Annotated in this window: 12 protein-coding genes; 2 read left to right on the top strand and 10 right to left on the bottom strand. The window is 74.1% G+C overall.

Going from position 1 to position 12,007, the window contains the following annotated elements; all coding sequences use genetic code 11:
* Nucleotides 1–51 precede the first annotated feature (51 nt).
* Together DRV84_RS02160 and DRV84_RS02155 are read left to right on the top strand one after the other, a co-directional pair.
* Nucleotides 52–1,602: an FAD-binding domain-containing protein gene (locus tag DRV84_RS02160; RefSeq protein WP_115978171.1), complete on the top strand. Its 1,551-nt coding sequence runs from the start codon at nt 52–54 to the stop codon at nt 1,600–1,602.
* Nucleotides 1,602–1,769 (top strand): DUF2256 domain-containing protein, encoded by a 168-nt coding sequence (locus DRV84_RS02155; protein WP_192881385.1) that lies wholly within the window; start codon nt 1,602–1,604, stop codon nt 1,767–1,769. Before DRV84_RS02160 ends, DRV84_RS02155 begins: the two co-directional genes overlap by 1 nt.
* A gap of 345 nt (nt 1,770–2,114) precedes the next feature.
* Here the strand turns inward: DRV84_RS02155 and DRV84_RS02150 are convergent, their stop codons facing one another.
* The 10 genes from DRV84_RS02150 to DRV84_RS02105 form a co-directional block, all read right to left on the bottom strand.
* On the bottom strand, nt 2,115–3,632 hold the full coding sequence (locus tag DRV84_RS02150; RefSeq protein ID WP_115978168.1) for a methyl-accepting chemotaxis protein: 1,518 nt from the start codon (nt 3,630–3,632) through the stop codon (nt 2,115–2,117).
* Nucleotides 3,629–4,156 (bottom strand): hypothetical protein, encoded by a 528-nt coding sequence (locus tag DRV84_RS15540; RefSeq protein WP_158547725.1) that lies wholly within the window; start codon nt 4,154–4,156, stop codon nt 3,629–3,631. The genes DRV84_RS02150 and DRV84_RS15540 overlap by 4 nt, the downstream gene beginning before the upstream one ends.
* Nucleotides 4,157–4,228: 72 nt before the next feature.
* Nucleotides 4,229–5,041 carry a transglycosylase SLT domain-containing protein gene (locus DRV84_RS02140; RefSeq protein ID WP_115978165.1) on the bottom strand — a complete coding sequence of 271 codons (813 nt, stop codon included), beginning with the start codon at nt 5,039–5,041 and terminating at the stop codon, nt 4,229–4,231.
* A gap of 9 nt (nt 5,042–5,050) precedes the next feature.
* Nucleotides 5,051–6,322 carry a flagellin N-terminal helical domain-containing protein gene (locus DRV84_RS02135; protein WP_115978162.1) on the bottom strand — a complete coding sequence of 424 codons (1,272 nt, stop codon included), beginning with the start codon at nt 6,320–6,322 and terminating at the stop codon, nt 5,051–5,053.
* 10 nt (nt 6,323–6,332) lie between these two features.
* Nucleotides 6,333–8,198 carry a flagellar hook-associated protein FlgK gene (locus DRV84_RS02130; protein ID WP_115978160.1) on the bottom strand — a complete coding sequence of 622 codons (1,866 nt, stop codon included), beginning with the start codon at nt 8,196–8,198 and terminating at the stop codon, nt 6,333–6,335.
* A complete protein-coding gene (locus DRV84_RS02125) occupies nt 8,195–8,503 on the bottom strand; it encodes a rod-binding protein (RefSeq protein WP_115978158.1) in 309 nt (102 codons plus the stop codon). Before DRV84_RS02125 ends, DRV84_RS02130 begins: the two co-directional genes overlap by 4 nt.
* 14 nt (nt 8,504–8,517) lie before the next feature.
* Nucleotides 8,518–9,657: a flagellar basal body P-ring protein FlgI gene (locus tag DRV84_RS02120; RefSeq protein WP_115978155.1), complete on the bottom strand. Its 1,140-nt coding sequence runs from the start codon at nt 9,655–9,657 to the stop codon at nt 8,518–8,520.
* Nucleotides 9,658–9,669: 12 nt separating this feature from the next.
* On the bottom strand, nt 9,670–10,335 hold the full coding sequence (locus DRV84_RS02115) for a flagellar basal body L-ring protein FlgH (protein ID WP_115978153.1): 666 nt from the start codon (nt 10,333–10,335) through the stop codon (nt 9,670–9,672).
* A gap of 17 nt (nt 10,336–10,352) precedes the next feature.
* A complete protein-coding gene (gene flgG / locus DRV84_RS02110; protein WP_115978152.1) occupies nt 10,353–11,141 on the bottom strand; it encodes a flagellar basal-body rod protein FlgG in 789 nt (262 codons plus the stop codon).
* A gap of 100 nt (nt 11,142–11,241) precedes the next feature.
* Nucleotides 11,242–12,003, bottom strand: a complete 762-nt coding sequence (locus DRV84_RS02105; protein ID WP_115978149.1) for a flagellar basal body rod protein FlgF — start codon at nt 12,001–12,003, stop codon at nt 11,242–11,244.
* Nucleotides 12,004–12,007 lie beyond the last annotated feature (4 nt).

The following is a 12,007-nucleotide window of genomic DNA, read 5'->3' as shown; positions in this document are numbered from 1 at the left end:
GTCGGGGCCGATCTACCCTTCGTAGGAACACGGGGCAGGCACGGCAAGACGATGGGCGGGACAACTGGCGCGGCGATCCTCTGGTTCAAGCGCGATCTGCGGGTGGACGACCACCCGGCGCTCGCCCGCGCGGCGGCGCGCGGGGCGCCGGTGCTGCCGCTCTACATCGTGGAGCCCGGCCTCTGGGCCGAGGCGGACGCGAGCGCGCGGCACTACGCCTTTCTCGGCGAGGCGCTCGCGGACCTGCGCGGCGATCTCGCCGCGCGCGGCGCGGCGCTCGTGATCCGGGTGGGGCGCGCGACGGAGGTGCTGGAGGACCTGCGCCGCGCCCACGGGATCACCCGCCTTATCAGCCACGAGGAAACCGGCAACGCCTGGACATACGCGCGCGACCGGGCCGTGGCGGCGTGGGCGCGGGCGCAGGGCGTTTCGTGGGAGGAGGTGCCGCAATCCGGCGTCGTCCGCCGCCTCGCGGGGCGCGACGGCTGGGCCGCGCGGCGCGACCGCTTCGTCTTCGGCGATCCCGTTCCCGCGCCCGCCGCGCTCACGGCGCTCTCGGCGGAGAGCGACCCGTGGCCCGCGCCGGAGGCGCTGGGCCTCGCGCCCGATCCCTGCCCGGGGCGGCAGCGGGGCGGGCGCGCGGAGGCGCTGCGCACGCTCGACAGCTTCCTCGCCGAGCGCGGGCGCGACTACCGCCGCGCCATGTCCTCGCCGCGCGAGGGCGCGACGGCCTGCTCGCGCCTCTCGCCGCATCTGGCGCTCGGCGCTCTCTCGGTGCGCGAGGCCGCGCAGGCCGGCGCCGCGCGCCAGCGCGCGGTGAAGGGCACGCGCGACGGCTGGGCGGGCAGCCTCAAGAGCTTCCAGTCGCGCCTCGCCTGGCGCGACCACTTCATGCAGAAGCTCGAGGACGAGCCGGCGCTGGAGCATCGCTGCCTGCACCCGGCCTACGAAGGGCTGCGCCCGCGTCCGGGCGACGCCGCGCGCCTCGAAGCCTGGGCCGCGGGGGAAACGGGGCTGCCATTTGTGGACGCCTGCATGCGGATGCTGCGCCACACCGGCTGGATGAACTTCCGCATGCGCTCGATGCTGGTGGCGGTGGCCTCCTACCACCTCTGGCTCGACTGGCGCGAGACCGGCCCGGTGCTCGCCCGTCTCTTCACCGACTACGAGCCCGGCATTCACTGGCCGCAGATGCAGATGCAGTCGGGGACGACGGGCATGAACACCATCCGCATCTACAACCCCGTGAAGCAGGGGCGCGATCAGGACCCGAGCGGCGCCTTCACCCGCGCCTGGGTGCCCGAGCTCGCCCCGGTGCCCGACGCCCATCTTCAGGCGCCCTGGCGCTGGGAGGGGGCGGGCGGCGTGCTGGGCCGGGTTTATCCCGAGCCCATCGTCGACGTCGCCGCCGCCGCCCGCGCGGCGCGCGAGGCGGTCTGGGGCGTGCGCAAGGGCGCGGGCTTCCGCGACACGGCCTCGGCGCTCGTCGAGAAACACGCGAGCCGCAAGGACGGCGCGGGCCGCTTCGTCGACGACCGCGCGCCGCGCAGGCGCCGCCGAGGCGCGCCGGCCGACGACCGGCAGGGGAGCTTCGGCTTCTGATGGCGCGGATGCGCAAGAAGGGCGACCTGCCCACCAAGACCTGCGCGACCTGCGGCCGCCCCTTCGCCTGGCGGCGGAAGTGGGCGCAGGTCTGGGAAGAGGTGCGCCACTGCTCCGACCGCTGCCGCCGCGAGGCCCGGCGTCGCGCCCGGTCCGGCCGTTCCTGAGCGGTGCGCGCTGACGCGCGCGCGGTCTCTGGCACTGCGTGCGGTTTTCGGGGGCGCTGCCCCCGAACCCCCGGAGTATTTCGGCCAAGATGATGGACGGGGGGGGGGGGGCGGCCGCCGGCGCGATGCACGCGGAGAGGGGACCGGCGGCGCGGATCGCAAGGCACGATGGCGCCCGATCGAGGCCGGCGCGGCAGGCGCGCGGTCCGCGCGACCGGCGGCGGCCTTTTCGTGACTGGTGGGCTGCGCGGCCCGGGCCTGCCGGCCGCCGCGACCGGGCGGGCGGCTCGGGCGCCGAGAGAGGGGCGCGGCCGGGCCGGTGGCTCGGGCGCGCTCTCGGCGGGGTCACTCGGCGGCGAGCCGGAGGTGGCCGGTCCGCGGACCCTCCTCGGCGGCGTCGGTGGCAGAGGGATGCGCGTCTGCCGCGTCGCCGGAGCCGGTGCGGAAGCGGGCGGCCACCGCTCTGAGGCTTTCGGCCTGCGCCGCGAGCGTCCGGACTGCGCCGTCGGCCCGTTCCAGCATCGCGCTGTTGTCCTGCGTCAGCTGGTCGATTTCGCGGATCGAGTGGTTGATCTCGTCGATGCCGGTCGACTGCTCGGCCGTGGACGAGGCGATCTGGGAGATGCGCGTGCCCATGCCGGAGACGGCGTCCGAAATCTCGGCGAGCGCCTGCGCGGCGCGCTCGACCATCTCGGAGCCCGATGTGACATGCGCGCCGGAGGCGGCGATCAACCCCTCGATGCGCTCGGCGGCCTCGCTCGATCGCTGGGCGAGGCTGCGAATCTCCGCCGCGACCACGGCGAAGCCCTTGCCGGCCTCGCCGGCCCGCGCGGCCTCGACATTCGCGTTGAGCGCCAGGAGGTTGGTCTGAAACGCGATTTCGTTGATGAGACTGGTGATCTGCGCGATCTCGGACGAGGAGGCCTCGATCTCGCCCATCGCCGCGCGTGCGCCCTGGACCACGTCGTCGGAGGTGGAGGCGCGCGCCCGGGCGTCGCTGGCCAGCCCGTCGGCGACGCCGGCCGCCTCGGCCGCCTGGCGCACGCCCTCGACGATGGTGCCCATCGCGGTCGCGATTTCCTCCATGGTGCTGGCCTGCTGCTCGCTGCGGGTGTTCAGCTCCTCGGAGGCCTCGGCGAGGCTGCGCGCATCGCGCTCCACCGCTTCGGCGTTGCGGCGCACGGTGCCGAGCGCGTCGGCGAGCGTGTCGCAGGTGCTGTTGAAATCGTGACGCAGGCCTTCGTAGCTCGCGTCGAAGGGCGTTTCGATGCGCGCGTCGAGGTCGCCGGAGGCGAGCTTTTCCAGACCGCCGCGCAATCCGGCCACCACGGCGCTCTGCGCCTGCGCCATGCGGTTGCGCCCGCGGATCATCCACCAGAGAACGGCGGCTTCGGCGATCACGACGACGCCGTGGAAGGCCGCGCGCTCCAGATCGACGACGAGCCCGGCAGAGGGGTAGATGAGCGCCGGCGTCAGCACCGTCAGCGTGACGTGATGCACCGCGATGGCCGCGGCGGCGAGGAGGACGGCGATTTCGTCGGACATCAGCATCGTCATGGCGAGCACGGCGAAGAAGGCCATGTGGCTGTCGAGCTGCCAGGGATGGCCGGTGAGCGCGGCGGTCAGCGCCATCGGTTGGCCGACGAGCGCCAGCGCGATCGCAATCCGGCCCAGCCGCCCCCCGACGAGAAGGCCCAGACCGCCGATCCCGGCGAAGAGCGCTGCGGCGACGAGGACGGGAAACACGTTGTTGCCGACGAAGGCGGCCGTGGCCGCGGAGACGGGCACGAGCGCCGCGGCGAGACCGAGCGTGACGCGCGCCCCGCGCGCCCGGGAAGCTTCGAAAGAGGTGTCCTTCGTCATGTCTGGACTCCGCAAAGGTTTGCTATGGTTTCGCCCTCGGCCACGGCGATCGCGCCTGCACGTCGCAAGGCGCGCGGAAAATCGAGGGTCTCGGAGGTGGCGAGGAGCCCGAGATGCGCGACCGTGGGGCCGACGGGGCGGCCGCCGGCGGCGCGCACGATCGCCGGGCCGTCCTGCCACGGCGCAATGATCACGAGGACGGGGCCGCCGGGCCTATGCGGCGCGGCCGTCACGGCCAGCACGGGTCCGGCAAGGGGCACCACGGTCAGCATCGCGAGGACGAGCCATCGCTTCAGCCAGTGTCGTGCGCGGAGCCTGTCCATGGTGCGTCTCGCTCGTTTCGGGCCGCCTGTTCCCTGTAACGGTCGGTCTTCCGGAATCTTGAGCGCGTGCCCGAGGCCGTCCGTGAGGCGCGCCGCGGTCCGGCGGTATCCTGCGCCGAACGCGGGCGGGCGCGACGCGCAGGTCCGGCGACGCGCGGCGGGTCGCCGGCCCGAGGCCTGCGCGACCTCGAGGCGCAGCACCGCGCTCCCTCCGGCAAGGGCGGGCGGCGCGTGGCGGACCGGCGCGGCCGGAGCTGTGCGGTCGCGGGTGGATCAGGGCAGGACAGCCCCCGCTTCGAACGCCGCGCGCAGGTCCAGAACCCGGCGCCAGCGCCGGGCGAGGTGCAACGGCACCTGATCCCGTCGCCGCAGCGCGCCGCCCTCCGTGGTCGGCATCTGCGGCGGCCGCCCTGCGGGCAGGGCGGCGGTGACCTGTGTCGCCTCGGCCGACATGCCGGGGACGAGCGCCCTGCCGGTCGTGCGGTTCCGCGACGGCGTTGGCGATCGCGCGGCCCGCGCACTGGCGGTCGCGGTCGCGCGCGGCTGTTCGGGCGCGTCGATCCGCTCGTCGAGGACGGTCTCGAGCCGAGCGAGGTAGCGGCGCGCGTGCTTCGGCGTGGTCGAGTGATAGGCCGCCGCCGCCGCGCGCCAGTTTCCGTGGCGCGCGTGAAGACGCCGCAGGAAGGCCGCCGCGTAGGCCGTGTTGACCGAGGGGTCCAGCATGGCCTCGAGCGAGGGGAAGCGCTCGCCGTGCCAGTGATAGTTGATCTGCATGCAGCCCACGTCGATGTTGGTCACCCCGCGGTGCCGGGCGGTGCGCAGGTGCGCGAGCGCCGCCTGCCGGGTGTCGAAATACATCCCCTCGCCGGCCTCGTTGAGCGTCCAGGGCCAGGCGCGGACCTCGCCGGCGTGGGACTTGGCGGCTTCGACGCGCGCGATCGCCGGCAGGAGCCCCGCGGGCAGGCCCGCCTCGCGGCCCGCCGCCTCGGCCAGCTCCTCGCAGTCGGGCGGGGGAGCCGCGGCCGCGGCCCGGGCGAGCGCGACCATGACGGCGGCGAGCGCGAGGAGGCGACGGGCGCGGGGCATCGTCGCCCCTCAGCGCAGGTAGTCGAAGAGCGAGAGGCCGGAGACCTTCACGAAGCTCTGCTGCGCGGCCTGCAGCGTCACGAGGCGCGTGCGCAGATCGGTGATCGCCGCGGCGACGTCGAGATCCTCGAGCCCGGCGACGGCCTCGCGGATCATCACCTGCCGGTTTTCCACGGTGCGGCCCTGACTCTCGGCGGCGGCGCCGAGGGCGCCGACCTTCGACCGAAGATCCGCGAAGTGGTTTTGCAGCGTGTCGACGGCGTCCATCTGCGCCTGCTTGTCGTGGCGCAGCGGGCGCAGCGCCTCCGGCGCGCCGACGGGGGTGCCCGCGTCGAGCGCGACGGCCTCCGCCGCGGGGCCGGTGCCGCGCGCACCCTCCTGCACGATGCGCGAGACCGAGATCGTGCCGGCGCCCGCCAGATCGATGGAGGCGCCGTCGGGCGCGACGCTGGCCGTCACGCCGGTCTCGGCGGTCGCCGCGTTGATCGCGGCGACGAGGGCGCCGGGCGAACCCGCCGCGACGTCGGCCGCGACCTCGGCGCGCCCGTCCGGCCCCTCGACGGTCAGCCGCGTCGGCCCGGACCCCGCGTCGGGGTCGAGCGACAGGCGCAGCCCGCCCTCCGCCGCGAAGGCCGACTCCCGCGCGCCGGGGTGCGCCCCGATGGAGGCGGCCAGATCGTCGACGATGTCGAAGACGCTGCCCACCTGGCCGTCGGCGCGTTCGACGCCGAGGAAGGCCTCGGCGCCGCTGACGCCGGTCTGCAGGCTGCGTGTCTCGGAGGTGCGCAGGCGCTGCACGGCCGCGTCGCCGTGATAGGCGACATCGCCCTCGGCGCTCTCGCGGAAGGGCGCGCGCACGCCGCTCAGCCCGGCGAAGAGGCTCTCGCCGCCGCCGTCGGTCGCGTTCGCGACGTCGATCAGGGCGGCGCGCAGCTGCTCGACCTCCGCCGCGAGCGCGCTGCGGAAGTCGTCGCCGGTGCTGTCGGTGGCCGAGCGTAGCGCGATCTCGCCCAGGCGCTGCGCGATCTGGTTCGCCTCGGCGAGCACGGTGTCCGCGTGATCCAGCCGGTCGCCGGCGAGGCGCAGGTTGTCGGCGTAGCGGCCGAGCGTGTCCTGCTGTTCCGTCGCGGCGGAGAGGCGGACGAAGCGCAGAGGGTCGGCGGAGGCGCGCGGGTCCTGTGTGCCGGAGGCGATGCGCCCCTGCAGGTCGGAGATCTCGCCGCGCAGGCCGCGGAAGGACTGGATGTTGAGCTCTGCGAAGAGCGCGTTTCCGATCGTCATGGCGGCCTCGTCACATCGAATTCAGGAGTGTCTCGAAGATCTCGCGCGCGACGTTGAGCGCGCGCGCGTTGGCCTCGTAGGCCTGCTGGTAGCTGCTCAGGCGCGCCGCCTCGGTGTCGAGATCTACGCCGGAGACCTCGGCCATGGCGCGGTCGGCGCGGTCCTTGACCGCCGCGGTGCCCTCCTGCCGGGTACGGGCCGCCGAGACCTGCGCGCCGAAATCGGCGAGGATGTCGTCGTAGCGCGCGCCGAAGCCGCCGAGGCCCGAGGAGGGGTCCTCCGTCGCCAGATCGGCGAGGGCGGCGAAGGTGCGGTTGTCGGCGGCGCCGGGGCTGTCGAAGACCACCCGGTAGCTGTCGCCCGTGGCGGCGGCGCCGGTGAGCGTGAGGCTCAGCGCGCCGGCGGAGACCCGACCGTCCGCGTCGAGCTTGTCGGTAGCGATCGCGTCACCGTCAGCGGCGTCGTGGATCGCCACCTCGCCGGTCGCCGCGTCGCGGATGCGCACGTCGATCGCGTCCGTGTGCGGGCCGGTGCGCGCGACGGCGAGCGTCGCGCCGCCGGTGTTCGCGCTGTCCGGCGAGACGGTGATCGCGCCGCCCGCGGCCAGCTGCCCGGGGTCCGTCGGCAGGAAGCGCATGTTCTCCGCCGCGCCGTGGTTCGGCGCGAGGGTGAAGCGATCGCCGTCCGCGGCTTCGCCCGGGAAGGTCACCGAGAGGCCGGGCACGTCGATGCGGTCGGCGCCCGTGGCGAATTCCGTGCCGCTCGCGTCGTAGCCGCGCCAGACGCCGCTCTCGCGCACGAAGGTCAGCTCGCCCGCCGGCGCCGTGGCGGCGTCGGCGGCGGTGACCTCCGCCGCGGCGCTGCCGGTGTTGGCGAGCGCCGGGCGCACCGTCCAGCCGTCGAGCGAAAAGAGCGCGCCCCCCGGATCGCCGGCCCGCGTCCGGCCGTCGGCGTGGACGGCGGCCATGTCGTCGGCGATCTTCTGCGCCCAGCCGTCCAGCGTGCCGGCCGTGGCGCGCAGCGCGCCGAGGGTCTGGGAGAGCCCGCCGAGCCGCCCGGTCTCCGGCACATGCGTCTGCGCGGGCGCGCCGACGGCCGGCGGGCGCACGGTGAGGGTGCCCTGCGCGTCCACATCGAGATGCGCGGCCGAGCCCCGGTCGAGGAGGGCGGGCCGCCCCGGCTTGTCGCCGAGAGTGATGCGCACGAGGTCCGGATCGCGCGCATCTGGTTCCACGGTGACGCCGACCGTCTCGGCGAGATCCGTCACCAGCCGGTCGCGCCGGTCGAGCAGCGGGGCGAGGCTGTCGCCGTCTCCGGCGCCGGCGATCTCGCGCTGGACGCGGGCGAGCGCCTCGAGCGTCGTGTTCGCGCCGGTCACGGTCTGCGCGGCGCGATCGCTCAGCCCGCGAGCCATGCGGTCGATGTCGCGCCCGAGGTCGGCGACGCTCGCGGCGAGCGTCTCGCCCGCGGCGAGCACCGTCGCGCGCACGCCGTCGTTCTGCGGCGCGGCGGCCGCCTGCGCGAGCGCGCGCATCATCCCCGAGAGCGCCTCGCGCGGGCCGCCCTCGGTCAGGCGGCCCTCGAGCGTCTCGAGCGTCGGCGCGAGCACGTCGGCGGCGGCCTTGTCCGAGGCGGCGGTCCGGCTGCGCGCGGCGGCGAGCCAGTCGAGCGCGCGGCGCACGTCGGTGCCGCGCAGGCCGCTGTCGGAGCGCCCCTCGGACAGCACCGAGCCGCGCGCGCCGCCCGCCGGGTCGAGCAGCACGTCGCGGCGGTGGTAGCCCTCGGAGTCCACGTTGGCGATGTTCTCGCCGGTGACCGAGAGCGCCTTGCGGTAGGCGGTGAGCCCCTGGAAGGCGGTGTTGAAGATGTCGCTCACGTCTCGTCCTCCGCGATGCCGGCGCTCGGCGCCATATGTCGGTAGATCGCCTCGGCGAGGCCGAGGCGGGCGGCGCCCGCCCCGCTGCGGGCGAGCTCGGTGTCGAGCATCGACCGCGTCCGCGTCACGGCGGAGCTGCCGAGCAGGTCGTCGCCGGGCCCGCCGGCGCGGGCGGCCTGAAGCATCTTCTGCAGGAAAAGCTCCTCGAATCCCTCGGCGGCGGCGCGCAGTTTCTCGCCGCGGCTGCCCGCGCTTTCCGCGCGGCGCAGCGCGTCGGGGGACGGGTCGGGGCGAATGGTCTCCATGCCGGCGCTCCCGCTCAGAGGATCACGAGTTCGGCGCGCAGCGCGCCGGCGCGGTGCAGCGCCTCGAGGATGGCGACGAGGTCCGAGGGGCTGCTGCCCACGGCGTTGATCGCGTCCACGAGCGAGGAGAGCGAGACGCCGGGATTGAAGACGAAGGCGCGCGCCTCCTCTTCGTCGACCTCGATCTCGGACTCGGGCGTGACCACGGGCTCGCCCGGCGCGACGACGGTGCCGCCCTCGCCGGTGACGACGGTGGCGCCCTGCTCGACGTTCTGATCCTCGCGCACGCGTACCGTCAGCGAGCCGTGGCTGACGGCGGCGGGCGTGACGCGCACGTTGCCGCCGATCACGATGGTGCCCGTGCGCGCGTTGACGATGACCTGCGCGGGCGGCGCGGCCGGCTCGACCTCGGTGTTCTCGAGAAGCCCCATGAAGGAGACGCGCTGCGCCGGGTCCCGCGGCACGCGCACGCGCACCGAGGTGCCGTCGAGCGCCACCGCGACCCCCTCGCCGAAGGTGGCGTTCACCGCCTCGGCCGTCGCGGCGGCCGTCGAGAAATCGTTGCGGTGCAGGTTGAGCACCAGGTGCTCGGCCTCGAGAAAGCTGGAGGGCACCGCGCGCTCGACCGTGCCGCCGCCGGGAATGCGCCCGACGGTGGGCACGTTGACCGTGAGCGAGGAGCCGTCGTCGGCCTCCACGCCGAGCCCGCCGACGACCAGATTGCCCTGCGCGATCGCGTAGACCTCGCCGTCGGAGCCCTTGAGCGGCGTCATCAGCAGCGTCCCTCCCTTCAGCGAGTCGGCGCGTCCCACCGTGGATACTGTGACGTCCATATCCTGCCCGGGTTTAGCGAAGGGCGAGAGTTCCGCGGTGACCATCACCGCGGCGGCGTTGCGTGTGTCGAGATCGCCCGGGTCAGTCTCGAGCCCGAGCCGCGAGATCAGCGAGCGCATCGATTGCCGGGTCAGGGCCGAGTTGCCGTCGCCCGTGCCCGAGAGCCCCACGACGAGCCCGTAGCCCACCAGCGGGTTGGACCGGACCCCGGCGACCGAGGCGATGTCCTTGATCCGGTCCGCCGCCGCCGGCGCTGCGGCGAGCGTCGCGGCGGCGAGCGTCGCGGCGGCGAGGAGCGGCCAGAGAAGCGGGATGCGCATGGGGGCCTCGTTTCAGAAGGGGGCGACCGTCTCGAGCGTGCGCGACAGCCAGCCCTTGCGGCCGGTGTCGGCGACGTCGCCGGCGCCGATGTATTCGATGCGCGCGTTCGCGATGCGGTCGGAGCGCACGACGTTGTCGGCCGAGATGTCGGCCTCGCGCACGAGGCCGGACAGGCGGATGTATTCGTCGCCGTTGTTGAGGGTGAGCTTCTTCTGCCCGAGGATTTCGAGGAGCCCGCCGGGATGGCGGCGCGTGACCATCACCGACACGCGCCCCGTCAGCGAGTTCGACTGCGAGGCCGCGCCGGAGCCCGAGAAGGTCCGGTCGGTGCCCGCGGTCAGGTCGAGGCCCGCGTCGAGGTCGGCGGGCAGGTCGATGTCGAAGCTGTCGGACTTCGTGCTCGAGGCGTCCTGCGATTTCGTCGCCGCGAAGCTCTCGCTCAGCTGGACGGTCAGCACGTCGCCCACCTGCGCCGCGCGCCGGTCGGAGGCGAAGAGGCCGCCGGTGCCGTCGTAGACCGCCCCGGTCGAGAGGCGCTGCGTCTCGGCGCGCGCCTCGGCGGGAAAGACCGGCGCGTAGGCGTCGGACGCGGCCTCCTGGATCTGTTGGGCGCATCCGGCGGCGAGCAGCGCCGCGGGCAGGAGCGCCGGACGGAGCAGGCGGGCAGGGCGGGTCATCGCGCGCGGCCTCCGGGTCAGATGTTGTTGGAGAGGAAGCGCAGCATCTCGTCGGAGGCCGAGATCGACTTCGAGTTGACCTCGTAGGCGCGCTGCGCCTCGATCATATCCACGAGTTCCTGCACGACGTTGACGTTCGAGGTCTCGAGCGCGCCCTGCGTGAGCTCGCCGGCCGCGTCGGCGAGCGGCGCGGCGACGGCGGGCGCGCCGCTCGCCGGGGTTTCGACCAGCATCGTCTCGCCCACCGGCTGCAGGCCGCGGGGGTTGGCGAAGGTGGCCAGCGTGATCTGGCCGACCTCGCGCGCCGCGGTCTCGCCCGGCAGGGCGACGGAGACGATGCCGTCGGTCGAGATGTTGATCGACTGCGCCTCTTCCGGGATGCGGATCTCGGGCTGGAGAACGTAGCCGCTCGAGGTGGTCAGCGTGCCCTCGGCGTCCATCGAGAGCGCGCCGTTGCGGGTGTAGCCGATCCGCCCGTCGGGCATCAGCACCTGCAGGAAGCCCTTGCCGTCGATCGCCACGTCGAGCGCGTTGCCCGTGTTGGCGAGGCTGCCCTGGGTGTGCAGCTTCTCGGTGGAGACGAGCTTGACGCCGGTGCCGATCGCCGAGGGCGAGGTGAGCTGCGTGGCCTCCGAGGTCATCGCGCCGCCGGGGCGGTGGACCTGATAGAGGAGCGACTCGAAGTTGGCGCGGTCGCGCTTGAAGCCGGTCGTATTGACGTTGGCGAGGTTGTTGGAAATCACCTGAATGCGCGATTGCTGCGCGTTCAGGCCGGTCTTGGCGACGTGCATCGCGTTGGACGACATGGGCTTGGTCCTTCCGGTTCGCGTCTGGGCGTCCGGCCTGGTCCGGGCGCGTTCGAGGCACGGGGTGCAAGCGCCGTGCCATGCGGCGCCCGCCGCCGGGTCAGGTGCCCGGCATCCGCAGGAGCCGCGCGCCGGTCTCGTCGATCTGCCTGGCCGAGGTGACGAGCTTAAGGCCGAGCTCGAACTGGCGCTGCAGCTCGATCTGGCCGATCATCTCCTCCACGGCGTTCACGTTGCTCGATTCCAGCACGCCCTGGCGCACGCGCGCCATCTGATCGGGCGGCGGAAGCTCCCCGTCGGGCACGCGGATGCGCCCGTCCTCGGACTTGCGCAGCGTGACGTCCTCGCCCGGCACGACCGTTGCGATGGTCGCCGCCAGCACGCGCTCGCCCGGTGCGCCGTCCGCCGGCGTGACGTGGATCTCTCCGAGCTCGTTGATCACCACGTCGCGGTAGGGCGGCAGCGCGATGGGGTCGCCGTTCACGTCGAGCAGCGCGTCGCCGGCGCCGTTGCGCAGCGTGCCCTCGGCGTCGGCGCGCAGGTCGCCGCGGCGCGAGAGCGCCGGCGCGCCGGTCTCGGGCTGGACGTGGAAATAGCCCGCGTCGGCGATGGCGATGTCCATCTTCTCCCCCGTGGGATTGAGCCGGCCGCTCTCCTGCGAGAAGCCGGCCGGCCCGGTCTCCTGCCGGAAGGCCCGGGCCGTCTCCGCCCCGAAGAGCCGCGCGAAGACGGTGCCGCCCTCGTTGTCGAGGTCGCGCCGGTAGCCCGGCACCGACTGGTTCGCGAGGTTCTGGGCCTGCGTGACCTGCGCGTCGCGCAGCACCGAGATCGCGTTGAGCGCGGTGTAGATCATCCGGTCCATGACG

This window comes from Rhodosalinus sediminis, from assembly GCF_003385555.1.
In the GTDB taxonomy this organism is placed as follows: Bacteria; Pseudomonadota; Alphaproteobacteria; order Rhodobacterales; family Rhodobacteraceae; genus Rhodosalinus; species Rhodosalinus sediminis.
This window is presented reverse-complemented; position numbering and strand designations above follow the sequence as displayed.